The organism is Vibrio sp. S457-15 (genome assembly GCF_000960545.1).
Lineage (GTDB): Bacteria > Pseudomonadota > Gammaproteobacteria > Enterobacterales > Vibrionaceae > Vibrio > Vibrio parahaemolyticus.
The window spans coordinates 337,774-363,002 of sequence record NZ_JYOQ01000005.1 but is presented as its reverse complement, the minus strand read 5'-3'; the positions used below and the strand labels follow the sequence as shown (position 1 = coordinate 363,002).

The 25,229-nt window shown below is 44.7% G+C and carries 20 protein-coding genes, 3 tRNA genes and 1 other RNA gene; 14 read left to right on the top strand and 10 right to left on the bottom strand.

Annotated features, from left to right (window positions below; translation table 11 throughout):
- The first annotated feature begins 56 nt into the window (after positions 1-56).
- The 3 genes from menC (at position 57) to UF05_RS26220 (ending at position 2,806) form a co-directional block, all read left to right on the top strand.
- Entirely contained in the window at positions 57-1,046 is a 990-nt protein-coding gene (gene menC, locus UF05_RS01865) for an o-succinylbenzoate synthase (RefSeq protein WP_005456942.1), read from the top strand.
- Positions 1,031-2,473 (top strand): o-succinylbenzoate--CoA ligase, encoded by a 1,443-nt coding sequence (gene menE, locus UF05_RS01860; RefSeq protein ID WP_045546177.1) that lies wholly within the window; start codon positions 1,031-1,033, stop codon positions 2,471-2,473. The genes menC and menE overlap by 16 nt, the downstream gene beginning before the upstream one ends.
- Before the next feature lie 144 nt (positions 2,474-2,617).
- Complete coding sequence (locus UF05_RS26220) at positions 2,618-2,806, top strand: hypothetical protein (RefSeq protein WP_045546176.1); 189 nt, start codon at positions 2,618-2,620, stop codon at positions 2,804-2,806.
- On the opposite strand, the gene UF05_RS01850 is transcribed toward UF05_RS26220, so the two are convergent.
- The 3 genes from UF05_RS01850 to UF05_RS01840 form a co-directional block, all read right to left on the bottom strand.
- The gene (locus UF05_RS01850) at positions 2,799-3,731 is read right to left on the bottom strand and encodes a YeiH family protein (protein ID WP_017448694.1); all 933 of its coding nucleotides are present in this window, start codon (positions 3,729-3,731) and stop codon (positions 2,799-2,801) included. The two genes, UF05_RS26220 and UF05_RS01850, sit on opposite strands and share 8 nt — an antisense overlap.
- 128 nt (positions 3,732-3,859) lie before the next feature.
- The gene (locus tag UF05_RS01845) at positions 3,860-5,734 is read right to left on the bottom strand and encodes an MFS transporter (protein WP_031818074.1); all 1,875 of its coding nucleotides are present in this window, start codon (positions 5,732-5,734) and stop codon (positions 3,860-3,862) included.
- A gap of 17 nt (positions 5,735-5,751) precedes the next feature.
- Complete coding sequence (locus UF05_RS01840; RefSeq protein ID WP_005456899.1) at positions 5,752-6,342, bottom strand: TetR/AcrR family transcriptional regulator; 591 nt, start codon at positions 6,340-6,342, stop codon at positions 5,752-5,754.
- A gap of 289 nt (positions 6,343-6,631) precedes the next feature.
- Between UF05_RS01840 and UF05_RS01835 the strand changes: the two genes are divergently transcribed.
- Positions 6,632-7,504: a Tim44 domain-containing protein gene (locus tag UF05_RS01835; RefSeq protein WP_005495957.1), complete on the top strand. Its 873-nt coding sequence runs from the start codon at positions 6,632-6,634 to the stop codon at positions 7,502-7,504.
- A 477-nt stretch (positions 7,505-7,981) separates the two neighbouring features.
- Here UF05_RS01835 and UF05_RS01830 read toward each other — a convergent pair.
- From UF05_RS01830 to UF05_RS01820, 3 genes are all read right to left on the bottom strand, one after another.
- Positions 7,982-8,066 (bottom strand) — tRNA-Tyr (locus tag UF05_RS01830).
- Positions 8,067-8,147: 81 nt separating this feature from the next.
- Positions 8,148-8,232, bottom strand: a tRNA-Tyr gene (locus UF05_RS01825).
- Positions 8,233-8,313: 81 nt separating this feature from the next.
- Positions 8,314-8,398, bottom strand: a tRNA-Tyr gene (locus UF05_RS01820).
- A 282-nt stretch (positions 8,399-8,680) separates the two neighbouring features.
- Here UF05_RS01820 and vmeE point away from each other — a divergent pair.
- The 3 genes from vmeE to UF05_RS01805 all read left to right on the top strand — a co-directional run bounded on the left by vmeE (position 8,681) and on the right by UF05_RS01805 (position 13,308).
- Positions 8,681-9,775 (top strand): multidrug efflux RND transporter periplasmic adaptor subunit VmeE, encoded by a 1,095-nt coding sequence (vmeE, locus tag UF05_RS01815; protein ID WP_005461172.1) that lies wholly within the window; start codon positions 8,681-8,683, stop codon positions 9,773-9,775.
- Complete coding sequence (gene vmeF, locus UF05_RS01810) at positions 9,775-12,888, top strand: multidrug efflux RND transporter permease subunit VmeF (protein ID WP_005481813.1); 3,114 nt, start codon at positions 9,775-9,777, stop codon at positions 12,886-12,888. Before vmeE ends, vmeF begins: the two co-directional genes overlap by 1 nt.
- Before the next feature lie 222 nt (positions 12,889-13,110).
- Positions 13,111-13,308 (top strand): type II secretion system protein, encoded by a 198-nt coding sequence (locus UF05_RS01805; protein WP_005461161.1) that lies wholly within the window; start codon positions 13,111-13,113, stop codon positions 13,306-13,308.
- Positions 13,309-13,398: 90 nt separating this feature from the next.
- Here the strand turns inward: UF05_RS01805 and UF05_RS01800 are convergent, their stop codons facing one another.
- Positions 13,399-13,974: a porin family protein gene (locus UF05_RS01800; protein ID WP_005495951.1), complete on the bottom strand. Its 576-nt coding sequence runs from the start codon at positions 13,972-13,974 to the stop codon at positions 13,399-13,401.
- A 215-nt stretch (positions 13,975-14,189) separates the two neighbouring features.
- On the opposite strand from UF05_RS01800, the gene UF05_RS01795 reads away from it, so the two are divergent.
- Positions 14,190-14,507, top strand: coding sequence for a DUF1244 domain-containing protein (locus UF05_RS01795; RefSeq protein ID WP_021449582.1), 318 nt, complete (start codon positions 14,190-14,192; stop codon positions 14,505-14,507).
- Positions 14,508-14,569: 62 nt separating this feature from the next.
- Here the strand turns inward: UF05_RS01795 and UF05_RS01790 are convergent, their stop codons facing one another.
- Positions 14,570-15,664: a PLP-dependent cysteine synthase family protein gene (locus tag UF05_RS01790; protein ID WP_020840300.1), complete on the bottom strand. Its 1,095-nt coding sequence runs from the start codon at positions 15,662-15,664 to the stop codon at positions 14,570-14,572.
- A 139-nt stretch (positions 15,665-15,803) separates the two neighbouring features.
- Here UF05_RS01790 and UF05_RS01785 point away from each other — a divergent pair, with 139 nt between their 5' ends.
- Positions 15,804-16,268: an Lrp/AsnC family transcriptional regulator gene (locus tag UF05_RS01785; RefSeq protein ID WP_005481879.1), complete on the top strand. Its 465-nt coding sequence runs from the start codon at positions 15,804-15,806 to the stop codon at positions 16,266-16,268.
- 456 nt (positions 16,269-16,724) lie between these two features.
- Complete coding sequence (locus UF05_RS01780; protein ID WP_045546175.1) at positions 16,725-19,769, top strand: hypothetical protein; 3,045 nt, start codon at positions 16,725-16,727, stop codon at positions 19,767-19,769.
- A 64-nt stretch (positions 19,770-19,833) separates the two neighbouring features.
- On the opposite strand, the gene tesB is transcribed toward UF05_RS01780, so the two are convergent.
- Positions 19,834-20,694 (bottom strand): acyl-CoA thioesterase II, encoded by an 861-nt coding sequence (tesB, locus tag UF05_RS01775; protein ID WP_045546174.1) that lies wholly within the window; start codon positions 20,692-20,694, stop codon positions 19,834-19,836.
- 312 nt (positions 20,695-21,006) lie between these two features.
- On the opposite strand from tesB, the gene UF05_RS01770 reads away from it, so the two are divergent.
- A complete protein-coding gene (locus tag UF05_RS01770) occupies positions 21,007-21,441 on the top strand; it encodes a YbaY family lipoprotein (protein WP_005461146.1) in 435 nt (144 codons plus the stop codon).
- 29 nt (positions 21,442-21,470) lie between these two features.
- Here the strand turns inward: UF05_RS01770 and UF05_RS01765 are convergent, their stop codons facing one another.
- A complete protein-coding gene (locus UF05_RS01765) occupies positions 21,471-21,773 on the bottom strand; it encodes a DNA base-flipping protein (RefSeq protein ID WP_005481834.1) in 303 nt (100 codons plus the stop codon).
- Positions 21,774-22,041: 268 nt separating this feature from the next.
- On the opposite strand from UF05_RS01765, the gene UF05_RS01760 reads away from it, so the two are divergent.
- The 3 genes from UF05_RS01760 to ffs all read left to right on the top strand — a co-directional run bounded on the left by UF05_RS01760 (position 22,042) and on the right by ffs (position 25,183).
- Entirely contained in the window at positions 22,042-22,785 is a 744-nt protein-coding gene (locus tag UF05_RS01760; protein ID WP_005461144.1) for a hypothetical protein, read from the top strand.
- 160 nt (positions 22,786-22,945) lie between these two features.
- Positions 22,946-24,949, top strand: coding sequence for a GGDEF domain-containing protein (locus tag UF05_RS01755; protein ID WP_025593774.1), 2,004 nt, complete (start codon positions 22,946-22,948; stop codon positions 24,947-24,949).
- Positions 24,950-25,086: 137 nt separating this feature from the next.
- Positions 25,087-25,183: signal recognition particle sRNA small type (gene ffs / locus UF05_RS23825), an RNA gene on the top strand.
- Positions 25,184-25,229 lie beyond the last annotated feature (46 nt).

Genomic DNA, 25,229 nt, shown 5'->3' with positions numbered 1-25,229 from the left:
GGATGGTTCGTTCTTATAGCCAGCAAGCTTGGGTTGTACGTAATAGGACAGGAATTATGCGTAAAGCAAAGATTTACCGTTACTGCCTTCCAATGGACAGTGGCGTAATACTGCGTGATAACAAGCTGACGGAACGCATCGGCTACATTGTTGAGCTATCTGATGGCGAGAACACGGGATTAGGTGAAGTCGCACCGCTTTTTGGTTTTAGCTTGGAAAGTACCGAAGAGGCTGGCATTCAGTTACAAGAACAGGCTGAACGCTGGGTCGCGGGTATACCGGTTGATTATGCCAATATGTATCCTTCGGTTGCGTTTGGCTTATCTATGGCTCAATTGGAGTTAGAAGGTGGTTTGCCGACGCAAGGCAAATATCAAACTGCTCCACTGTGTACGGGCGATCCCGATGAGTTGATTCCAAAACTCAACGAGATGGAAGGTGAGAAAGTGGCAAAAGTGAAAGTGGGTCTGTATGAGCCCATTCGCGACGGCATGCTTGTGAATCTCTTCCTTGAATCTATCCCTCAATTAACGCTTCGACTGGATGCGAACCGCGCTTGGACTCCCGAAAAAGCGCAGCAGTTTGCTAAGTACATTACACCGTCTCTTCGCCAACGAATTACGTTTTTGGAAGAGCCATGCCGAGCTCCAGGCGACAGCATGTCTTTTGCCATTAATACTGGTATCGCGATTGCTTGGGATGAAACGCTGCAAGATGCCGTTCGTCGAGAAGACTTTAGCCTTGAAGATCTGACAGGCGTGAAAGCGATCATTATCAAACCGACATTAATCGGCTCCGTCGACTTCTGCATTAAATTGATCGAAAAAGCAAAAGCGTTAGGTATGAAAGCGGTGATCAGCTCAAGCATTGAGTCGAGCCTTGGTTTGAACCAATTAGCACGTTTGGCGCAATGGCAGTTGCCTGATGAAGTTCCTGGTTTGGACACTATCGGGTTGTTCAAAGCGCAGCTAGAGCAAGGTTGGCCAAAGTGCGAACTTCCTGTGCTTCCTTTGTCTGAGCAGGAGTTAGTGTGGCATTCAGCATAGACCCATTCTCTACAGAAAATAGTGCGATTCCACCTTGGAAGTATTGGGCTCAAACGAGCCCTTTTTCTATTGCACTCGCAACATCTCAAGAAACATTGAATTGGCAACAGCTCTCGCTTCGTGTTACTCAATACGCGCAATCGCTCTTGCAGCAAGGTGTTACGCGCGATGATGTGGTGACTCTGGTAGGGAAGAACCAAGTTGAAACAGTACTGTTTTATTTAGCGGCGCAACAGTTAGGCGCCATCACCGCGTTGACTATGCCTCAGCCAATCGAGGCGCTACAAGGTAAGCTCTGCACACTGTACGGCGATCATCAAACGCGTTTTGTTTGGTTAACTCCGGAGTGTGAGTTCGCTTACTCTAGCGAAGATAAAGCAGCATTAAATGCGACTTTTCTCACTTTGCCTACGGTAGATACCGTGGTTGAAAACACTGAGGACGACTATCAGCATGACAGGTTGGCTTCGATCGTGTTTACCTCAGGCTCAACGGGGGCACCGAAAGCGGTGGTACATACGCATCGACAGCACCTCGCTTCGGCAGAGGGATTACTATGTGAGTTCACCTTCCACCAACAAGATACTTGGTTGTTGTCGCTCCCACTTTATCATGTTTCCGGCCTTGCGATTGTCTATCGCTGGTTGTTTGTTGGCGCAACGTTGAAAATCGGCACGGGAAGACTGGCAGACGATATCCTCGCGGTTTCACACGCCTCTTTAGTGGCGACTCAACTTAAACGCTTGCTAGATGATGATGTTGAACTGTCACTGACGCACGTTTTGCTGGGGGGCAGCCATGTGGCTCATGAGTTGGCGGTAAGAGCCACAGAAAAAGGCATCGAAACGTGGCTAGGTTATGGTATGACCGAGGCTGCATCTACCGTTACGGCAAAACAGATCAATGACGTAAGCAATGCTGGGCATTTACTAAAAAATCGTAAGATTAAGTTGGTTGATGAGCGCATTTACATTGGTGGACAAACGCTGGCTTCAGGCTATTTTCACCAAGGTCAAGTGACGGTATTCGTGGACGAAGATGGTTGGTTCGACAGTAAGGATCTCGGTACATGGCAAGGAGATGAGTTAAAGATCATCGGTCGGGCCGATAATCAATTTATCTCAGGTGGAGAAAACGTTCATTGTGAGGAAATAGAAGCAGTATTGAACCAAATCCCAAGCGTCACTCAGAGCATTGTCGTGCCAGTCGAAGATGCTGAGTTCGGTCATCGTCCTATAGCCGTTATTCAATCAGAAGCGTTACTGAGCCAACAGGAATACGAGCAATACTTGCGGAAAAAGCTTGAGAAGTTTAAATGGCCAATCGCTTACTATTTGATGCCACAAGCCTTGTTAGAAGGTGGGATTAAAGTCTCGCGTAAAGCGGTAAAAGAGTGGCTGCTTTCTGAGTTAGATAATCAACGTTAAATAGCTGGAGCTCATTTGCCCGGCGGAAATGAGGCGAAGATTAGTCAATTTTGCTATGTGTTAGTCGGAAAGGGAATTTCGTAACCTTATAACTCTGAATCATAATCATGTCTCAACGTAGAGCAGAAAGGCATAAGCTTCAGAATGGTGAAACCGGTTTTATTGATAGCAGTGGTATTACAAATTGGCATCGCAATCAGCAGTGAAGGGCTCACTCGCTCGTTAGCGGAATTGACGGCGTTTTTAATCGCTATCGCGTTGGTGTTTGCGCTCAAGAGTGACAAACCAGAGTCAACCTCCGACCAACGCGATAAGTCGACAACGATTATCTAAGTACTAGCCAGCTTAGTGATGTGGTGGAAATTAATACCCATAAAGTCACACCAAACAACAGCGGTTTAGGACCCGAAGATTTCAGTTTCGAAATCGAAATACTACATCCTATCAAGAATAAGCACACCACCAGAGCTTGCTTCGCAATGGTAAAAATACCGTGATACACCACCTCAAATTGTGGAAAGAAATCACTAAAGGCGATGGCCGCGCAATACCAGAAAATGAAGTAAGGAATCACTAACTTTTTCGAACCGTTCTCTTTGTTCCCACGTGAGAAAATCACGGCGCTAATCAAAGCAACAGGAATGATCCACAAGGCTCGCGCCAGTTTGAGCGTGGTTGCAGTTGTCAGTGCCTCTTCACCGTAGGCAGAGGCAGCGCCAACAACAGACGAAGTATCATGAATCGCAATTGCCGCCCATGTCCCAAAGGTGTGTTGGTCTAGGTTTAACGCATGACCAATGACGGGGAAGATGAACAACGCTAGAGAGTTGAGTACAAAAACGGTAGCGAGTGCCAAACCTATTTGTTCATCTTTGGCTCTGATTGCTGGTGCGACCGCAGCAATTGCGCTGCCACCACATATCGCAGTTCCGGATGAAATGAGATACGCAGTCGTCGTTTCGAGTTTGATTACTTTGGCGATGAGTGAGCCAATGACGAGTGTGCCGACAATCGTAGCGATAATTAGCCCGATACCATCTGACGTGACAGACAATGCCTGTTCAAAATTGATACCAAACCCTAAACCGATAATAGAATAAGAAAGCAGTTTTTTGGTGAAAGAGGCGATGGGTAACTCAGTAGGAACTAAGCCAAAGCTGGCAAGTAAGAAGCCAATAACAAGTGCAATAGGGGATGACACAAAAGGAGTTAAGCAAAAAAGCAGTGCCAGTCCAAAGGGGATGTACTTTCTGTTCAAGATTTATGATTCATTGTCGTTAGTGAAAGCGAGAGTATATCGCACTGTATCTGGTCAGTTTGTCTTAATGATTTGAACACACGTTCAGATAGTCTAAACGTGTGTTCAAATAATTCTCAACGTTTTGTTTATCGCCAATCTCCGCGCAATGCGTGCACTTTTTCGAACATAGTTTGTGCGGTGGCTGAGCTAGGATCTACCGGTTTGCCAGCTTCAATTTCCAATTTGGACCAGAAGCGAGTCGGGAATCCTCTGCATGCTCGTCCTTTAGCGCGGCTGAAATAACTGCCCCACAATCCTTTCAATGCCATCGGAATCACAGGTACTGGGCTTCGACGCAGAATAATGTCGATGCCACGCATGAAGTCGTTCATTTCGCCATCGGAGGTCAATCGCCCTTCAGGGAAGATACAGACAATATGGCCTTCATTGAGAGCTTCTTCGACGTCGTTAAATGCTCGACGAATAGAACTTCGGTTGCTAGCAGAAATTGGTATCACGCCAGCACGGCGTAAAAAGCGTCTTAGCGGCGGCAGGTTGGCGTAATCTTCTTCCATCACAAAGCGAATCAAACGAGGGCATACGGCACTCAGTAACAGGGCATCCATGTAGCTCACATGATTGCACACAATCAATGCACCACCATGCTCAGGTAAGTTATGCAGATTTTTGTGTTTAACACGATAGATGGTGTGCGTGAGCATCCACATTGCAAAGCGAACCACAAAAATCGGGATTTGTAGAAAGATATATGCCGCGACTAAGAAGTTAAGCACTGCAAGAAGCGCAAACAGTTGTGGAATACTCATCTCTACTACGCTTAGGCACATAATGCCAAGGACCGCGCTGCCCACCATAAATAGCGAGTTAAAGATATTCAGACCTGCTATCACTTGCGCTCGTTCAGTCTCCTTCGCTCGATGCTGCATTAAGGCATACAGTGGGACGATAAATAATCCGCCCGATGCTCCTATCATGAGCAGATAGAAAAACAGTGGCCAGAAAGGCTCGAAACGAACAAATTCAATGAAGTTTGCGAACTCAGGTAGCTCAGTTGGTACTGATGTCGCCATTAAGTAACCGAAGATGGTGATGCCTAAGGCACCGATTGGCACGATGCCCACTTCGATTCGATGATTTGAGATCCAGTTGCAAGCCAGTGAGCCTAGAGCAATCCCTACTGAGAAGAGTGCAAGTAAGAAAGATACGGCGCTTTCTGTACCGTTCAGGTAGACCTTGGTGAAGTTTGGGAACTGAGTAAGATATGCAGCACCGAGAAACCAAAACCAACTGATGGCCATGATGCATTGAAATACGATGCGATCGGATTTCGCGATCGCCAGTGTGTGCTTAGTTTGCTGATAAGGTCGCCAACGGAATTTAAGTTCAGGGGCACTTGCCGCAGCAAATGGAATCGAGCGACTGGATAAGTAACCGAGCAGGGCAAATAGAACCACGCAGAAAGCGGCCAGATATTTCGCGTTGTCAGCAGAAGCAATAATGCCTGCACCGAGCGTGCCGATAAGAATGGCGATAAATGTCCCGGCTTCAACCAAGGCATTGCCCGGTACCAGTTCCTTAGCGTTTAATTCCTGAGGAAGAAGCGCGTACTTGACGGGGCCGAAGAACGCGGATTGCGTACCCATTAAGAAAAGCAGCAGAAGTAAGACACCATAGCTTTCTGTTATAAAGCCAACGGCGCCTAGCAGCATGATGGCGATTTCAAACAGTTTTACTTTGCGAATAAACCACGATTTCTCGTATTTATCCGCCAAAACTCCAGCAGAGGCAGAAAAAAGGAAGAATGGAAGAATGAATAAGCCAGCTGCTAAGTTTATGAATAAGTTACTAGAAATGGGTAATGCGCTAGAACCAGCGAAAGCGACAAACAGCAACAAAACGTTTTTAAAAATGTTGTCGTTGAAAGCGCCAAAAAACTGAGTAACAAAATAGGGCAGGAACTTTCTTTGCGTAAGCAAGGACGGCTGTCTGTCGGATGACATGGATAATCCTTTGTTTGTTACCAGTTCATGATGTAGTTAGAAAGCAAGTTACTGATTAACTCTTTACCATCTACAGGCTCACTTGAGAAAAACTTGTCATCAACGCTAAGAAGAGTAATGCCGTGTACGCCAGCCCATAGTACGCGACTCGCTTGAATGACTTCGGATTCCGTACGTTGAGGAGCGATTTGTGCGAGTAATGATTCGAGCATGCCTGTCATGCCATCAATACGTTTCGCATGCCATTCTGGAAGTTCGGCACCGTTCATGTTGTGTTCGAAAACCAATTGCCAGCGGTAAGGATGCTTTTGCGCGAAATCATGGTAGCAGTATGCAAGTTCAAAAAGTGCTTGATGAGCATCTTTACTGCTTTTTGTTGCATTTAGCGCTTCCTGCGATAACTCATCTAAAGTTTGAGCCACGGCATGAAGCAGCAACAAATTATAGTTACCAAAAATATTCACCAATGTGCTTGGCACGTAACCAATCATGTTAGCGATCTTACGAAGGCTAAGTTCGTGGTAAGAGTTCTCATCTAAAAAATTTTTGACCGTCGTTAAGGTCAAGTTAATCAACTCTTCTCTGGTGTGATCGTTTCTGCGCGCCATACTCTCAAACTGCTTTATTGAACAACGTTCAATATGATAGACAGCTACTTAATGAGCGTCAACCGCGCAATCACGTCAGAAGGCGACATGTTTGGCAATATTCTGATACATGTCAGACTCTTTAGATTGTTTTCATAAGGTGACATACGGAGTATGATGAACCAACAATCATCTTTGGCGTGCTACTGCTTGTATGTACAAGGTTTGGAGCACAATCTGAGATGTACCCAAACGGCTTCTTTTACCTGAGGTTGCGTGGGTATAACAATCGTCAACTTTAAGGATAACGATGAAACGTTTATTTTCTATTGTTGCTCTATTAATGTTTACCGTTGCTGTCACTCCTATCGCAGAAGCGAAGAAGTTTGGTGGCGGTAAGTCTTTTGGTAAGAGCTACAAAACAGCACCTGCACCTAAACAGCAGCAACAAAACACCAATACGATCGGTAAAGAGCAAACGACCAAGTCTTCTAGCAAGAAAGGTTTGATGGGCGGTCTATTAGGAGGCCTTCTAGCTGGTGGTCTACTTGCTGCGTTCTTCGGTGGTGCTTTTGAAGGTATCCAGTTTATGGATATCCTAATCATTGGTTTAATTGCCTTTATTATCTTTAAGCTTATGCGCGGAATGTTAGGTGCGAAGCAGGGCAGTATGAACCAGCAACGTCAACAACCGGCATTTGGTGGTAACGCGTCAAAGTTTGAGCAACCGAACATGCAGAACTTTGAACAACAACCAAATACAAACGCAGGCGGTTTCACCGGTTTTGGTGCTCAAACAGATGTACCACACAATTACCCACCGGGTTTCGATCAAGCTGCGTTTATTAACGGTTCTCGTGAGCACTACCGCATTTTGCAAGGTGCGTGGAACCACAACCAACTAGACACTATTGAAGAATATGTTTCTCCAAGTCTATTTGAAGATCTGAAAGCTGAGCGCGCGAAGCTAGAAGGTGAGCAGCACACTGATGTGATGTATGTCGATGCAGAGATCGTTCGTGCTGAATACGATGCGAACAAAGCACAATTAAGTTTGCAATTTAGTGGCCGTTACCGTGATGCTGCAGAAGGTGTAGAGGAAGATATTGAAGATATCTGGCACCTAGAGCGTGACCTAACGGTACCGAATGCACCTTGGTTGATTGTTGGTATTCAAGGTTAATCACCAAGCTCGTTCAATTTAGTCTTAATTAAATCCCGCTATTTAGCGGGATTTTTTGTATCTGTTAATTGTTGGATGAGCGGAGATAGCTCTACAGGTAAAAGCGAAAGGAAATGCTCCGTAGCTAAGCACAATACAACTCAGTCGTTTTATGATTTAGCAGTCTAATGACTTAGCCATTTGGTATCTGGGATAGCTCAGTTAGTATTTTGTTGTGTCTATTCTTGAGAGATTTAGAAAGTTAATACTATTCAGCGTCTTGTCGAAGAACTCTTACCTGTTAAAAGATCGGTTCTAACGTTGAGTTTGGCCTAAAGCAATGTGGTTGTCGGTATTGGTTGAAGATCTTAGCTACAGTAGGAGTTCGTAGAACATGAATGCGACACCGTGGGGTGAGCGAGAGATTGTTAGAATGGGTGTTGATCTTACGATGTATAGAACGAAAAAAGCCAGCTCGATGAGCTGGCTTTTTCAATATGGTGGAGGGGGACGGATTCGAACCATCGAAGGCGGAGCCGGCAGATTTACAGTCTGCTCCCTTTGGCCACTCGGGAACCCCTCCAGGGTGTTTTTATACTTAGAAAGTGTTTTCCCAACACGGCTTTCCAAGTGTTTTCTTATGACATAATCACAAGAAAGAATATGGTGGAGGGGGACGGATTCGAACCATCGAAGGCGGAGCCGGCAGATTTACAGTCTGCTCCCTTTGGCCACTCGGGAACCCCTCCAGGGTATTTTTATACTTAGAAAGTGTTTTCCCAACACGGCTTTCCAAGTGTTTTCTTATGACATAATCACAAGAAAGAATATGGTGGAGGGGGACGGATTCGAACCATCGAAGGCGGAGCCGGCAGATTTACAGTCTGCTCCCTTTGGCCACTCGGGAACCCCTCCAGGGTGTTTTATACTTGAAAAATGTTTTCCCAACGCATCTCTCAAGTGCGGAGCGCATCATAGCAAACTCGCTCCGGCTGTAAAGCGTTTTTCTAGCGTTTTTACGTTGAATGCTGCCTTTTTGGGCAAAGATGGTAGAAAGTCAGCGTTTTGTATGTCCTTTATACAGAACGAAAATATACTTTTTACTGGAATTTACACTACTTGACGTTAAAAGACGTATCTATTGATAAACTGTAAGCAGTTTAATGACATAAGTTTATTCGTTTAGTAGTCAAGATCATGAGCATGAAAGCCACTTTATCCTTATCTGTTTTAACGCTTTCTATATTAATGGCTTCCCCTAGCGCTTTTGCAGCAAAGCGAGGTCCGTCTGCGGTCACGGTTGTGACTGAGCAAGTAGAAACGCACGAAATTAATCAATCTTTATCCCTTATCGGCAAATTGAAGGCGGCAGAGTCTGTGGTTGTCGCTTCAGAAGTTGCAGGTAAGGTCAAACAAATTGCGGTAAAAGCAAACCAGAACGTGCAACAAAACCAACTGTTAATTCAATTGGATGATGATAAAGCGCAAGCAGCGCTGGTTGAAGCAAAAGCTTACTTAAAAGATGAAGAGCGTAAGTTAAAAGAATTTCAGCGTTTAGTTAAACGAAACGCAATTACTCAAACCGAAATTGATGCACAAAAAGCAAGCGTGGAGATTGCTCAGGCTCGACTTGATGCTGCGAAAGCGAATCTCGCCGATCTGCATATCACCGCGCCCTTTTCTGGAACGGTTGGATTTATCGATTTCAGCCGCGGGAAAATGGTTAGCGCAGGAACTGAGCTTCTGACATTAGACGATCTGTCGGTCATGGAGTTGGATTTACAAATTCCAGAACGTTATTTGTCGATGTTGTCAGTTGGAATGGAAGTTGCCGCGAAGACCAGTGCTTGGGGTGAACAACGTTTTTCTGGGAAAGTGACTGGTATTGATACCAGAATCAGTGCAGAGACATTGAATTTGCGCGTGCGCATTGAGTTTGATAACCCAGAAAACCAATTGAAACCGGGTATGTTGATGAACGCTTCACTGGCATTTCCTGCTATTAAAGCGCCGATCATTCCTGTTCAAGCACTTGAATACTCAGGCACCAAACGCTTTGTATATGTAATTGATGAAAACAACAAAGCGACTCGCCAAGAAGTGTTGCTGGGTGCGCGTGTCGACAACGAAGTAGTGATTGAATCTGGCGTTGAGATTGGTGACAAGATCGTTGTTCAAGGCATTGTTAACATGCGTGATGGCGTTGAAGTGAAAGAAATTGTCGCGCCACTCAAAGCTAACACTGCGGATGTGACAGGCAATGACAGTGAATCGGCTGAGGAAGAAAACTAATGTTACTTTCCGACGTTTCAGTTAAACGCCCTGTCGCGGCGTTAGTTCTGAGTATGCTGTTGTGTGTATTTGGCTTTGTGTCATTCACCAAATTAGCTGTTCGTGAAATGCCTGATATTGAGAGCCCAGTCGTTTCTATCAGCACGCGTTATGAAGGCGCGTCGGCGACCATTATTGAAAGCCAAATCACCTCCGTATTGGAAGATCAGCTTTCTGGGATCAGTGGCATTGATGAAATCAGTTCCACCACTCGTAACAGCATGTCACGCATCACGATCACCTTTGAGTTAGGTTACGATCTGAATACTGGGGTGAGTGATGTGCGTGACGCCGTTGCTCGTGCTCAGCGCTCGTTACCTGATGAAGCAGATGACCCAATTGTTTACAAGAACAATGGTTCGGGTGAAGCGTCCCTTTACATCAATCTAAGTTCTTCTGAAATGGACCGCACACAGCTGACGGATTATGCCGAGCGTGTTCTGATGGATCGTTTCAGTTTGATCACGGGTGTGAGTTCTATCGATCTCTCTGGCGGTTTGTACAAAGTCATGTACGTGAAACTCAAACCAGAGCTTATGGCTGGTCGTGCGGTCACGGCATCGGATATTACATCAGCTTTACGAAGTGAGAACCTAGAAAGCCCGGGTGGTGAAGTTCGCAACGACTCGACGGTGATGTCGGTGCGTACAGCTCGTACTTATAACACGCCTGAGGACTTCCAATATCTTGTCATTAAACGTGCAAGCGACAACACGCCTATCTACCTAAAAGATGTGGCGGATGTCTTTATTGGTGCAGAAAACGAGAACTCGACCTTCAAAAGTGACGGTGTTGTAAACATCAGCCTTGGTGTGGTACCGCAGTCAGACGCAAACCCGCTAGAAGTGGCGAAGCTGGTTCGTTCTGAAGTCGATAACATTCAGAAGTTCTTACCAGAAGGAACACGTCTCGCGATTGATTACGACGCGACAGTATTTATCGAGCGTTCAATCGAAGAGGTGTACAGCACGCTGTTTATTACAGGTGGCTTGGTGATCTTGGTGTTGTATATTTTCATCGGCCAAGCTCGTGCGACTCTAATTCCAGCGGTTACGGTGCCCGTTTCGCTGATCTCTTCGTTCATTGCCGCGTATTACTTTGGCTTTTCTATCAATTTGATCACTTTGATGGCGTTGATCCTGTCTATTGGTTTAGTGGTGGATGACGCGATTGTGGTTGTTGAAAACATCTTCCATCATATTGAACGTGGTGAATCGCCTTTGCTTGCCGCGTACAAAGGCACTCGAGAGGTTGGTTTTGCGGTTATCGCGACAACGTTGGTTCTGGTGATGGTGTTTCTGCCAATTTCCTTTATGGATGGCATGGTAGGGCTGCTATTTACAGAGTTTTCTGTATTGCTGGCTATGTCGGTAATTTTCTCCTCTTTGATTGCACTGACACTTACACCTGTGTTGGGCAGCCAGATCCTAAAGGCAAATGTAAAACCCAATCGATTCAACGAAGTGGTCGATCGCCTGTTTAGTAAGCTGGAGAATGGCTACCGCTCATTATTGAAAGGAGCATTGAAAGCTCGCTTGGCTGCGCCTTTGGTGATTCTGGCTTGTATGGGCGGCAGTTATTTCCTAATGAATCAAGTACCAGCTCAATTGACGCCACAAGAAGATCGCGGTGTGATTTTTGCGTTTGTGCGCGGCGCAGATGCTACGTCGTACAACCGAATGTCAGCCAATATGGATATTGTCGAAGACCGATTGATGCCATTGCTAGGGCAAGGTTATCTGAAGTCATTCAGCATCCAAACGCCAGCGTTTGGTGGTCAGGCAGGTGACCAAACTGGCTTTGTGATCATGATTCTAGAAGATTGGAATGAACGTGATGTAACGGCTCAGGAAGCGCTCAACAAAGTACGTGGTGCATTGGCGGGTATCCCTGATGTTCGAGTGTTCCCATTTATGCCTGGTTTCCAAGGTGGTTCGAGTGAGCCAGTTCAGTTCGTATTAGGTGGTTCTGATTATGATGAGCTTCTCGTCTGGGCTGAACTGTTGAAGAACAAAGCCGAAGAATCACCAATGATGGAAGGCGCTGAGATAGACTACTCCGAGAAAACACCAGAGCTGTTAGTTACGGTCGACAAACAACGCGCGGCTGAACTCGGTGTGAGCGTAAAAGACATTTCTGACACGTTAGAAATCATGCTCGGCGGTAAAAGCGAAACGACTTATGTTGAGCGTGGCGAAGAGTATGATGTTTACCTTCGCGGTGATGAAAATAGCTTCAATAATGCTGCCGATTTGAGCCAGATTTATCTGCGTACCAACAGCGGCGAGCTAGTGACATTAGACACGGTCACGAAAATAGAAGAAGTGGCAGCATCTATCCGTCTGTCTCATTACAACAAACAGAAGTCCATCACCATTACTGCAAATCTTTCCGAAGGTTATACATTAGGTGAAGCGCTGAATTACCTCGATCAGCAAGCCATCGACAACTTGCCGGGTGACATTTCTGTGAGTTATTCGGGTGAGTCGAAAGACTTTAAAGAGAACCAAGCGAGTGTCGCAGTTGTGTTTGCACTGGCATTGCTGGTGGCGTATCTCGTGTTGGCGGCTCAGTTTGAAAGCTTCGTGAACCCGCTAGTAGTAATGTTCACTGTACCAATGGGTGTGTTTGGTGGTTTCCTTGGTTTGGTCGTGATGGGGCAAGGAATGAACATTTACAGCCAGATCGGCATGATCATGTTGATCGGTATGGTAACGAAAAACGGCATTTTGATAGTAGAATTTGCCAACCAGCTACGTGACCGTGGCGTTGAGTTTGAAAAAGCGATCATTGATGCCGCTGCGCGACGTCTACGCCCAATTTTGATGACTGCGTTTACCACACTTGCAGGTGCAATCCCGTTGATCGTATCAACAGGTGCTGGTTATGAGAGCCGTATTGCCGTGGGTACGGTTATCTTTTTCGGGATGGGGTTTGCTACATTGGTGACCTTGTTTGTTATCCCTGCGATGTACCGACTGATTTCTGCGAAAACACAAGCTCCAGGTCATGTAGAAGCAGAACTGAACAAAGCGCTCAGCCACGATTCGAAAGGCCGCACAGTGCATCCTTAACGACAACATGTAACGCTTTGATTAAAAACGCCGAACCATTTTTGTTCGTCGTTTTTTTTATATTTCTAGTGATTATTTATAGATCTAACCATTAATTGTGGTTATTATTTCGCCACTTCTTCGAGGGGCACAGGACTCGCTCATCGTTTATGACTGAATGTCGAGTCTTGCTAGGTATAAAGCCAGGAAGGTGGCTATACCTATGATTATTGAGGTGTTCCCTTGAAAAAAGTTCGTGGTAGTTACATGGTAGAAATGGTTCTGGTTGCGGGTATTATGGCGTTGTTAGTCACCACTGCACTTCCAACGTTTACGAATGCGCTAAAAGGTCATCAAGATGGTATTTTAGCGTCACTTGATACTGTTCAACCTAGTAGTCATGTAAACAAAGAGACCGCAGAAAAATTTTCCGCTCAATAAGCAAAGCTACTTTTTAGATTGATAAAAGAAGCCGAGGCATTTGCCTCGGCTTCTTTACATTTAACTTCAAATTCTGGGTTCAACGTCGCGCTAGAAGCGTTTTCCTAAGCTGATTTGTAGACCTTCATAGCTGTCGTAGAAGTCTTCAAAACCCATATCTGCGACATTGTAGATGTACTCTGCGCGTAACCAGATATCTTTACTCATATCCCAATGAACTCCAGCTCCCACGTTAAACAGTGCGCCAGAGTCGTCAGTCACTTTCTGGGCATTTGGAACATACATTTCTGCTTGAGTCCCCAAAGCGGTCACGCGGCCAAACAAAGAGAGTGGTGTGTCGCCTAGGTTGTCACTGGTTAATACCGCTGACATGCCCGCTTGGTAATAGTGCAAATCCAAATCTGTTTTTAGCGTGTCGTTCTTAAGCTCGTTTTGGGAGTAACGAAGTACACCTTCAAACGCAAGGTATTGATTAACATGATAGCCCCAGCCAACAGTGATATGCGGTGTGGACCACTCATTGTCTCTGTCTGATCCAAAATACGGCGTATCGAAACCAACGTTACCAGTACCTAGATAAAAATAAGATTGATGAGTTTGTTCTTGAGCAGCAAAAGTCGGCACACTGATGGTCAAGGCAGACAATAATAGGATGGCGTTTTTCATAACTTGACGATAACCTTTGTAAAAGACCGTTGTAATGATTTGTGTTAATATTAATTTAATCAATAAGATAGATGGCGCTTATCATATCAGTTTTTGTTCAAAGGTAGTGATTTTCGAATGGGAATTGTTGCGCTAAAGCATACTTCCTACTTATGAAAGTGGACTAACTGGATATGGTGACGAAAGCCAATCAAATAAGAGAGAAGGAAAGTAAAGTGGCTGAATTCAAATATAAAAATCTGACTCAAGAAGAACAAGACAAGTTAGACGCAGCGACATTTCGTCGTTTATTGGCGCATTTAGATGCAAACAAAGATGTGCAAAACATCGACCTGATGATCCTTGCGGGCTTCTGTCGTAACTGCTTTAGCAAATGGTACAAAGCAGAAGCTGAAAATCTCGGTTTGGATTTAGATATTGATGACGCTCGCGAACGTGTTTACGGCATGACTTATGATGAGTGGAAACAAAACCATCAACCAGCAGCAACGCCAGAACAATTGGCCGCGTTTGAAGCGCGTCAGAAAAAGTAATCCCAATCAATAAAAAACAGCCCGCACATAAGCGGGCTGTTTTTTACATTCGAATTTGCATCTTAAGCGGTAATTGGACCGCAACATGCCGGCTCAACACAGCCTTTCGCTTGAATGACTTCAAGTTGTGCGAGGTAAGGTTGAATATCTCCGATGTTCTTTTTTACCCATGTTGAGTCGTAATACGTATCTAAGTAACGCTCACCAGAGTCACATAGAAGTGTCACGATAGAGCCTGTTTCACCGCGTTGTTTCATTTCGCAGGCCAGTTGAAGTACACCGTAGAGGTTCGTCCCCGTAGATGCACCGACTTTACGTCCAATCAGCTGAGAAACCCAATGCGCGGTTGCGACACTTGCCGCATCAGGAATTTTTCGCATCTCATCAACCACACCGGCGATAAAGCTTGGCTCAACACGTGGTCGGCCGATGCCTTCAATTTTGCTGCCAGTATTGCCTTTTAATTCATTGTTGCCGGATTGGAAGGCATCGTAAAACACTGAGTTTTCAGGGTCTACCACACACAGTTTGGTGTCGTATTTTTGGTAACGAATAAAGCGGCCAATGGTTGCTGATGTGCCACCAGTTCCTGGACTCATCACTACCCAACTCGGAATTGGGTGATCTTCTAACTGCATTTGGCTGAAGATCGAGTTCGCGATGTTGTTGTTGCCGCGCCAATCAGTTGCACGTTCAGCATAAGTAAACTGATCCATGTAGTGACCATTTAACTCATGGGCCAAACGTCGAGACTCGTCATAAATCTGATCTGAGCGTTCAACAAGGTGTGCTTTGCCACCGTAAAACTCAATTTGTTCAATCTTTTTACGCGCGGTGGTTTTTGGCATAACGGCAATGAAAGGTAAGCCAAGTAAGCGAGCGAAATACGCTTCTGAAACGGCAGTGCTGCCTGAGGATGCTTCAATTACTGTGGTTTCAGGACCAATCCACCCATTACAAATCGCATAAAGAAATAACGAACGCGCCAATCGGTGTTTGAGAGAGCCTGTTGGATGCGTGCTCTCATCTTTTAGGTAGATATCGATACCATCAAGAGAAGGCAGTTCGAGTTTAAATAAATGAGTATCAGCAGAGCGTTGAAAATCCGCTTCAATTTTACGCACTGCATTGTTGATCCAGTCGTGGTCAGTACACATGGCGTCTCTCCTTGGAAATCGATAGATAAGCATTAGATAGGGATAATTTACCTATAAGGTGAGAGAAAAACTTTGCTATAGTTGCTCTTGATGGGTATTGGTATAGAAAAATTTTCTACTTTTTATGGTTTTTATAGAAATGAAATTAGATCGAGTCGATAAACAGCTACTTGCTTTGCTACAAACCGACAGCACCTTGTCATTAAATGACTTAGCAGAGCGAGTCAATCTGACAACAACGCCATGTTGGAAGCGTTTAAAAAGGTTGGAAGAGGAAGGCTACATTGAAAAGCGCGTCGCGTTACTGAGCGCAGAAAAACTCGACCTGTCTTTTATCGCTTTTGTTCAGTTAAAAACCATCGATCACTCCGAAGATTGGTATCACCATTTTGTCACAACAGTGAGTGATTTCCCTGAGGTGATGGAGTTTTATCGTATGGCCGGCGAGTATGACTACATGATGAAAGTGCTGGTGAAAGATATGAAGTGTTTTGACGAGTTTTATAAGCGCTTAGTGAATAGTGTAAAGGGGCTCTCTAACGTGACTTCAACATTTGCAATGGAGTCGATTAAATATACCACTGAGTTGCCAATTCGAAGCTAATCTAAGTTTACAGTTACTGGAATAATAGTTGTTACTGACGAGACATTAAAATGGAATGTAAGAGTGACATTATTCCAGTTTTAAAATACAAATCTCTTTTATTAAATATAAACGAGATTCGTTCTTGCTTTTATTTGTGTATTAGATAATTATGTTTTTCTAATCTGTTAATGTCCATACAGCATAGCCCGCCAAAAATTAACGCAATTTTTCTTCATTATTTTTCCTGTTTTATTTTGTTGAATATTCACTCTTTCTAAATTAATTAATTACATTAATTTAAACGTTTGCTTCGCGTTTTTTCGGGTAATTTTCTCGCCATTTATCAGAATTTATTTTTACCCTTAATATAGTAGTAAATACTTAAGTAATAAAGTCATCAACAATAGGGATAGCGATTAATAAAACATCGTATTATTATCTCGCCCCTTGAGGTGTAACAAATTATTACTAAAAATGAACAGAAATTATTATTTGATTTTTCTTGCTGCTTTACTTGCTGGTTGCGGTGGAGGAGGTGACTCCAAGCCGAGCAATACAAGCTCTCCAACTTCTATCACGAAGCAGAGTCGTCCACAGCTGATTGTTGAAGATGCCTCGTTGCAGTTTGAGGGGGTGGGAACCATCACTCAGACACTATTGAGCAACGTTCGCGGCTCAGTATCTTACCAAGTCATTGATTCAAATCCGCCGAATGTGGTGAGGGTGAATGATTCGGGAGTATTTCAAATCCTGCGTCCAGGCACCGCGATAATTCGTGCAACAGATACCAGTTCTGTGTATGAATCTTCTGAAACGACGTTTTCGGTCACGGTTGAACGAGGTTTTAACAATGATCTTTCTGCCAGTGATTTAAGCCTAGTAGCACTCGATCCTGACGGGAAAGCTCTGACCGTGCGTGGGCAGAAAGGTAAACTGAGTTACCAAGTCGAAAGCGGGCAGAACCTCATTCGTGTTGATGATAACGGCGTTGTTTATTCACTTGGTTCTGCGGGTCAGGCTTCTGTACTGATTTCCGATTCAGGTAACGACTTATATCTACCTAAGCAAGTTCGTGCAACCGTGACATTGTATGCAATAGGTGCTGAGCAACTTAAATTTGCCTTAATCGAAGATGAGTATCGAGACGGTTTAACCTTAGCGCCTTCACGTTTGGATAAAGTTGAAACGCAAAATATCACTTACAAAATTTTGCGCAGCGAACCAGATAACGAGGTTGCCGAGTTACTAAACCCAGAAACGGGTTTGCTTTTGATCCACAACGTTGGTCAGGTAACCGTTGAGGCGACAGCAACATACAGCGATGCTTTCTTAAACAAGCAGCAAGTTGCTCAGTTTGTGGTCGATGTTAAACCGGGTCAACGTCAAGCCATAAGTGTTGCGAATATCGCTAAGACGTATGAATACGGTGGACGCATTTTCCCTCAAGTTGCGCACGCTCGCGGCGATTATGGATATCGCATCATCAATGGTGAAGACGTTGTCGCTAAAACTACGGATGGTAAAGCGTTGCTGATCAAAGGCGTTGGTAGCGCAGAAGTTGAAGCCTACGAATACGACTTGCGTAATTATCCAGCAAGTAAAACCCGCTTCAACATTGAAATCGAACGCGCACCTCATCCGGTAATGAAAGACGTGGAAATGTCTCTCACTTATCAGCCTAAACTGGCTATTCCAATGACGTTTGCTGGTCAGAAAGGCAAAGTCAGTCTGATTGGTGGGTTGCCTGAAGGTCTTCGAATGAAGGATGGCAACTTAGAAGTGGATACCGCGGGCGAATATCGTCTTAAGTTTGAAGATGATGGCGGTGACTTGTACCAACCAATTCAATTCAATGTTGTGATCAAAGTTGCGAAAGCGCAAGGCCAAGCGATGACGACGCAAGATTATGAAATGGTATACAGCAAAGACTACGATTTTAACTTGCAGCGTGATTTTGGTTTAACGGCCAGCAATGATCATTTGGAAGTCGTTGACAATACTTCTCCAGGCGTTGCAGATGTTATTGGTGACGGTCTTATTCGTGTCTACAAAGCGGGTCAAACGACGTTAACGGTTCGCAGGAAAGAGAGTGCAAATTACACGGCCGGTCCAGATCAAAAAGTTCGCTTCAACATTCTGAGTGCGCCAAGCCGAATTGCTATCCAGTCAGGCGTAGTAGAAGGTACGTGGAACATCAACCAACCTTATGTCCAAAAACCATCGATTCTCGGTACGGTTGGCGAAGTGAGCTACCGATTTGCGACGGATTCTGCAACCGATGTGGTTTCCTTAGATCGCAAAACGGGTGATATGCGCATTCTGAATGCGGGCAGCACCAGAGTTATTGTGTCGGACGCAGGCAACGATAAGTTTACTCCAGGTGAAAGTAGTTTTGCTGTAACGATTAAACAAGGTAGCAACCCGGTTTCTATTACTTATCCAACTCTGGACTTTTCTGCTGGTGCGGTTATCACACCTGTGATGAGTGGGGGAGAAGCCAAAGCAAGCTACCGTCTGATTAACCAAGCTGAGCCGGTGGTTGAGTTGTTATCTTCAGATTCTGGTCGTTTGAAAGTGCTGCATGCTGGCGACTACCAAGTGGAAGTGACGTTAACTGCACGTAACTATACAACTAAAACCGTATTGGTTAACGGCACCATTAATAAAGCGGATCATCCAGGTCTTACGACGAAGCTTCAAACTGTGGAATTTACGCCATTTAAGACGATTAGTTTGGATTTTGGTAAAACGGTAGGCACTCGCACTTACGCATTTGCTGATACCGTGAGCGAAGAGCTTGCCACGTTAGACAATGCGAAAGCTGAGTTGACGCTAACTAATTACTCTCAATATCATTCTATTGCGTTGGATATTTCTGAGAGTGAATCGCGAGATTACAAAGCGTTACCAAGAACAAGAGTTACGGTTCATGTCGATTTGGCAGAATCGGGTGTTGCAGATAAATACACACAACTTGATAGCGAACAAACCGTCATCGTAAGTACCCTCAGTGCCCCACAGTTTTCCAATTTAGAAGAAAGTGAGTTTGGCATCATGGGGTCGCGTTCGGTGCGTGAACCGACGGATGATGAGCTGCAAAAACTTGGCAAAGGTAAAGTCGCGCTGTTCTTGTTAAAGCCAGTGGGTAGCGATGACCGAACCCAACAAAAGGCAGTCTGGGTACATGTTGCTCGATTTGATGGCTGTACTGCGGATCTGTTTTCTGATGATCTAAAACCATTCGATGCAATTGATTATGATGCAGCAGGCTATTGTGCGAACGGTAGTACGATTCGTATGACTCGCTTTTTAGTGATTGACGACTCTAAACTAGAAAATATTGAGTATGAGTTGGCAGCGCCAGTCATGTACTACCGTCGCGGTCAACGTGAGTTCTTAGCGAGTGATGACGGCGGTTTTTATGCCAAGCCAAATGTGGTGTACGGCAAAAGCAAGTATGGCTATCCGAAATCACTTTATGAGTGGTCAGTGGTCACCATGAAGTATCAACCGAATTAATCATCGTTTGATACCCACTAAAAAGGAGTGCTCAGCACTCCTTTTTGCGTCTAATGCGCGCGGGTTACTTCGTGTAGCGCATGACTCCTTCTTGTACGGCAGTCGCCACCAAATGACCTTGCTGGTTATAAATTTCGCCACGCACTAAGCCTCGAGTATTACTCGCCGTTGGGCTTTCTATTGCGTACAAAAGCCATTCATCCATCTTGAAGGGACGATGGAACCAGATTGAATGGTCAATCGTTGCAACTTGGAAATTCGGCGTCATTAACGACACTTCATGTGGATGCATCGCCGTGACCAAAAATCCCCAATCTGACGCGTAAGCCAGCAAGTATTGATGAATCAGTTGGTTATCTGGCATCTCACCGTTAGCACGAATCCAAAGGTATTGTTGCGGCTCCGCTTTTTTGGGTTTTAGAGGATTGATCACCGTGACAGGGCGAGTCTCAATCGGTTTTTCTCCGCAGAATGTTTTACGCAAGCGCTCTGGCAGAAACTCCGCGATATGACTTGCGAGTTCACTCTCTGAGGCGAAGTTTTCAGGCCCCGGAATATCTGGCATGGCTTTCTGGTGATCGAACCCCGGTTGATCGCCGTGATAAGAAGCCGTTAGGTAAAAAATAGGTCGTCCATTTTGCACTGCTTTAACGCGTCTGGTGCTAAAGCTACGTCCATCTCTTAAATTTTCCACATCGTAAATGATCGGCTTTTCAGGGTCTCCAGGGTAGAGAAAATAGCTATGGAAGGAGTGTACAGTGCGTGTTTCTTCTACTGTATAACGCGCCGCTGAGAGGGCTTGTCCAATCACTTGGCCGCCGTAGACTTGAGGTAAACCTAGGTTTTCACTTTGTCCACGAAACAAGCCTTCTTCTAATTTTTCGAGTTGTAGTAGGCTGAGCAATTCTCGTAATGGTTTACTCATTGTGTCTCCTCACCGATGTGTTTTTTCTTCACGTTACCTCAAGATCTGATGATCTGTGAAGTGACTTTGTTTTAGAACTGTTGAGTGACTTAATAGTAGTCTCATCCTTAAACCTACGAATAAGGCAAAAGGAATAGTAACAACGTTTCTGCTTTGCAGGAAAAGTCCGGCTAGTCCTAATTATGAAACGAAATCAATTGTTTGAAAAATTCTAACTTAGTCAAACTATTGTCAAATAAACGAAAGGAAACAAGACAGTTTTATATTCCAACCCTATACTTATCCCGATTTAATACTCTTCTTGAGGAATATATGAAAAAAACACTACTACTTGTTACTTCTTTACTTTTTGGCGCTGCGTTAGTGGGTTGCCAAACTTCTCAAACAACAGAAATGGAATCTGCTGAGGCGTCAATGAAGACAATTACAGGTACAGTGGCTTACCGTGAACGTATTGCTCTACCACCAAATGCTGTGGTTACGGTAACACTAGAAGATGTGTCTTTGGCTGATGCGCCATCTAAGCTTCTAGCAAAACAAACGTTCGAAACAGAAGGTAAGCAAGTTCCTCTTTCGTTTGAGCTGAGTTACGACAGCAACGAAATTAAACCGAATCACACTTACAGCGTGCGCGCGCGTATTGAAGTGGATGGTAAATTGCGTTTCATCAGTGATACGCATAACGGTGTGATCACAGACGAAGCACAAACTCACCAGTTGGATATTCGTCTAGTTGGTACGCGTTAATACCAAACTTAGCGAACAAAAATGGCAGCCTAAGGCTGCCATTTGTATTTTCTGAGGGCGATTTTTCCTATCTCAGAAACTTCGACCCCTTCAGCTTCTAATTTCTGCTTTTGTCTGTCTAAGTCTCTGCCTTTCAGCGATATCTTCCCTTGACTATTGATGACTCGAAACCAAGGCAATTTGCTACCTTCTGGCAAATTCCCAAGAGCTTTCCCTACGTGTCTGGCGTATCCCGGATAGCCTGCCATTTTGGCAATTTCGCCGTAGGTCGATACTTTTCCTTTTGGAATTTGGTGAATTACAGCAAAGATTTGCACTAAAAATTGGTCCATACTGAAACTGTCCGTTGTGGCTTGCTAAGGAATGGTAATACACACGACTTGTATTTCGCTAACAGTTCTTGTGCATGGTTAACATTTGTTGCTAGTGAGTTAGATGCCTTTTTAAAGCCCTTTTAACTAAAGACAAATTGGTGCATCAAGCGCACGAAATACAAATTAACGATAAGCTAAGCTTGAATCTAGACCCACTCAACGACTTTAGATACCCAGTTTTATTTGCCGTTGAGTTACCAAGTTGGTGGGGAAGCCAGGAGGCGCTATGATTTTTTCAACACTTCAATTTTTCATCACAACTTTTCTTGCTGTTGTGTGTGCCCGAGCGATGAGTTTGAGTGAGGGCGAAATCCCAGTACTCGCACTCATGATCCCGGCATTATGGCTGTTGCCTCAAGGTGGCCTTGCTGGCTTAGTGTTGCTCGGCGCTATGATGGTGTTTGGTGCGACGCTTTCGATGCAGCCCATTGCGTTGTCTGTTGGTGTGCTGATTCTATTCCCGTTACTTATGGTGGTGTTCTCACATCGCAGCTCTCTTGGCGTTCTCCTTACCACCGGTTTGATTGTGATTACCTTACAAGTAGGGCTGATGGTCACGCAACAAGGCGGTAAGCTTGATGGTTCAGCTTGGGTGACCGTGGTTCAAACGTTGTCTGTTGTGGTCATGTGGTGGGCAGCAACGCATTGGAAACGCTCAGAAAAACACAGCTGGTGGCCTTTGCTTTTACTATTGCCTCTCTGGATTGCCGATCTTCATTACGCGGTGCTGGTGGCGTTGAGCATTACTGGGATGTTGGCTTCGATGGAAACACTCGCCAAATTAAAAGACTCGATTCGCTGGAGTAAGTTGCTTTGTTGGACACTACCAACCGTCGGTTTTGCGGCGTTGGTGGTGAGCCCTAATACGGACGTACCAAATCCTGTATTTGTGGTCTGGATCTGTTTGTTGGGTACTGCTTGGATGACGGACTACATCTTACGTAGTAGTGACGAGCAGGCGGAGTTATAAAATAGTTGTAGGCGTTCAGAGGAAAAAGTGACCCGTGCGGCAGACTGTTGAATTGATTGTGAAACAATAAGTGAATTAGTATATGTTCATCATTTCATAATTATTCTACTTTCCATAATAATAACCACACTATAAGTGGTTAATTTTAGATAAGTTTGTCATGATCACACTTGCTCGAACGCTGCTGCTTTTCGCTTGTCTGTTGCCAAGCCTTCATGTAAAGGCCGAACCTTCATTACAGCCTCACTATAAAATCGCGACGGAAGCGGATGATGTTGTCACTCGCGTTTTATTTGATGCGGTATCCACTGAATTTGGTGTGAGTGTTGAGTACATCAACTACGCGAGTTTTGATGCCATTTTAGATGCAGTCGCGAATGAAGACGCAGACTTTGCTGCCAACATTACCTATACCGATACTCGCGCCGAGCGTTTCAGCTATTCCCGACCAACAAACATTGAATACACATACCTATATGGGCTGAGCGACTCGACATTAGATGATATTTCGCGTGTTGGTGTGCCTCAAAACACCATCTACTCAGAACTGATCAAACAGTATCATCCAGAGTTAAAACAAGTTCCTTATAAAGGCCATAACGAAGCCGTACGTTTGTTACAAACTGGTTTAGTGGATGGCGTGGTTGATGCGATTAACCAACTCAAACCAATGTTGTTGGAAGGGTTTGATGCCAAAATGCTCAACGATCAGATCTCCATCAAACCCGTTTCTATCATCAGTAAAAAAGGTCACCACTTAGAAGAGTTGGATACCTTTGCCTCGTTTATTCATGGTGAAGCGGTACAAAAGCAACTTCGTGAGCAAATCGCGTTGTATCAATTTGAATTGAGACGTTCAGCCCTGCGAGATGCGATCAAGTTACTGCCTGTCAATTTAAAAGAGCCAATTCGAATCAAAATGGAATCCATCTTTCCTTATGTGGTGTACAACCCTGATGGTACCGTACAAGGGATGACAGCCGATATCGTTCTACAAAGCTGTGAAATTCTGGATTTAAACTGTGTGATCATCAGTGAGCCTAACGAAAGTTGGGAGTCGATGTATCGCCAGTTTATGAAAGGTGAATTTGATATTTTGGCACCATTAACGGTGAGCAGAGAACGGCATGAATTCAGCTATTTTCCAAGACCACACTATTCACCAGCTTCAGTGATGGTCAAGCGATTGGGCTACAAGCCAAACACCTATTCCCATGTGTCACAATTGATCTCTGAAAGAATCGGTGTAGTCAAAGACGATTTCTTCGATCAAATGATGACTCAGCTTTTACCGTTGAAAGAGCTTGAGCGTTTTAACACGCAGCACGATCTTATTGAAGCATTGCTTAAAGGGGAGGTGGATTACATCCCGATGGATACGGCAATGCTCAACCATTTCCTTCGTTTGAGCGAGCTTGTGCCCATCGAACAAGATACCGCGATAGGGGAGTTTTACAGTTCGCAGTTGTCTATCGGCCTCGTCGCGAATGAACGCGGTGCAATGTTAGCGCCATATTTTAGCCGCGCGATCGCGATGTTGGGCGTTGACAAAATTGTGGCTCAATACGATTTGCGTCCAGATTGGCGCACGGCGTTAGAGTATGAGGTGCGATTGGCAACACAAACCCAAGCGGTATTTCTATTCGTACTTGTATTGGCAATTTGTGTTTCTCTCTATCTGTATCGTCAATCCAACACCGATAATTTAACTGGGTTGAGGAATCGTCGCTCTTTGCAAGTTAAGTATCGCCAAGGGGTGAATAAGGATTTGGCGATACTTTATTTAGATATTAATCACTTCAAACAAATCAACGATACCTACGGTCATTTAGCGGGTGATGAAGTGCTGCAATTGCTTTCGCTGAAGATACATCGAGTGTGGTCTGGGCGAAGCTATCGTATTGGTGGAGACGAATTTATTTTGCTCGGATACCCAACACAAATAGAGCTTTCGCGAGCCGTTCAGGAACTGAGTCGATTGGATGTTACCGATAAATTGTGCGCAGAGCTGAAAACTGTCACGATTTCAGTTGGTGTTTCTGAGAAACGAAAGCAGCACATGAGCTTGGAACAAGCGCTGCATTTGGCGGATGAAGATATGTACGTCAGCAAACATTCTTCTCGTCATTATTCTGGTTCTAGCGACTATCTTGTTCAGTCTTAAATGGATGAATTGATCGAGTTTTGTCCAAACGAATGAAGAATAGTGGATTTAGCGGTTTTTGCCCTTGCATTATGAAGGCCGATACTGAATAATCCCCAACATCATTTGAGGCAAGCCCTCAAAAAAGAATTATGGGGCTCTGGTCCTCTCGCAACAATAGCTCGTGAACTCGGTCAGGTCCGGAAGGAAGCAGCCGCAGCGTGTGACTTGTGTGCCGGGATGTGGCTGGGGTCCCACCCTTTAAAAGCCCCGCTTATATAGCGGGGCTTTTTCGTTTTTA

Excerpts from the sequence above, each read along its gene's own strand:
- UF05_RS01780 (WP_045546175.1), top strand. The coding sequence starts at position 16,725 with ATGAACAGAAATTATTATTTGATTTTTCTTGCTGCTTTACTTGCTGGT.
- tesB (WP_045546174.1), bottom strand. The coding sequence starts at position 20,694 with ATGAGTAAACCATTACGAGAATTGCTCAGCCTACTACAACTCGAAAAA.
- UF05_RS01790 (WP_020840300.1), bottom strand. The coding sequence starts at position 15,664 with ATGTGTACTGACCACGACTGGATCAACAATGCAGTGCGTAAAATTGAA.
- UF05_RS01755 (WP_025593774.1), top strand. The coding sequence starts at position 22,946 with ATGATCACACTTGCTCGAACGCTGCTGCTTTTCGCTTGTCTGTTGCCA.
- UF05_RS01785 (WP_005481879.1), top strand. The coding sequence starts at position 15,804 with ATGAAATTAGATCGAGTCGATAAACAGCTACTTGCTTTGCTACAAACC.
- UF05_RS01840 (WP_005456899.1), bottom strand. The coding sequence starts at position 6,342 with ATGGCGCGCAGAAACGATCACACCAGAGAAGAGTTGATTAACTTGACC.
- menC (WP_005456942.1), top strand. The coding sequence starts at position 57 with ATGCGTAAAGCAAAGATTTACCGTTACTGCCTTCCAATGGACAGTGGC.
- UF05_RS01835 (WP_005495957.1), top strand. The coding sequence starts at position 6,632 with ATGAAACGTTTATTTTCTATTGTTGCTCTATTAATGTTTACCGTTGCT.
- vmeF (WP_005481813.1), top strand. The coding sequence starts at position 9,775 with ATGTTACTTTCCGACGTTTCAGTTAAACGCCCTGTCGCGGCGTTAGTT.
- UF05_RS01845 (WP_031818074.1), bottom strand. The coding sequence starts at position 5,734 with ATGTCATCCGACAGACAGCCGTCCTTGCTTACGCAAAGAAAGTTCCTG.
- vmeE (WP_005461172.1), top strand. The coding sequence starts at position 8,681 with ATGAGCATGAAAGCCACTTTATCCTTATCTGTTTTAACGCTTTCTATA.
- UF05_RS01765 (WP_005481834.1), bottom strand. The coding sequence starts at position 21,773 with ATGGACCAATTTTTAGTGCAAATCTTTGCTGTAATTCACCAAATTCCA.
- UF05_RS26220 (WP_045546176.1), top strand. The coding sequence starts at position 2,618 with ATGGTGAAACCGGTTTTATTGATAGCAGTGGTATTACAAATTGGCATC.
- UF05_RS01760 (WP_005461144.1), top strand. The coding sequence starts at position 22,042 with ATGATTTTTTCAACACTTCAATTTTTCATCACAACTTTTCTTGCTGTT.
- UF05_RS01770 (WP_005461146.1), top strand. The coding sequence starts at position 21,007 with ATGAAAAAAACACTACTACTTGTTACTTCTTTACTTTTTGGCGCTGCG.
- UF05_RS01800 (WP_005495951.1), bottom strand. The coding sequence starts at position 13,974 with ATGAAAAACGCCATCCTATTATTGTCTGCCTTGACCATCAGTGTGCCG.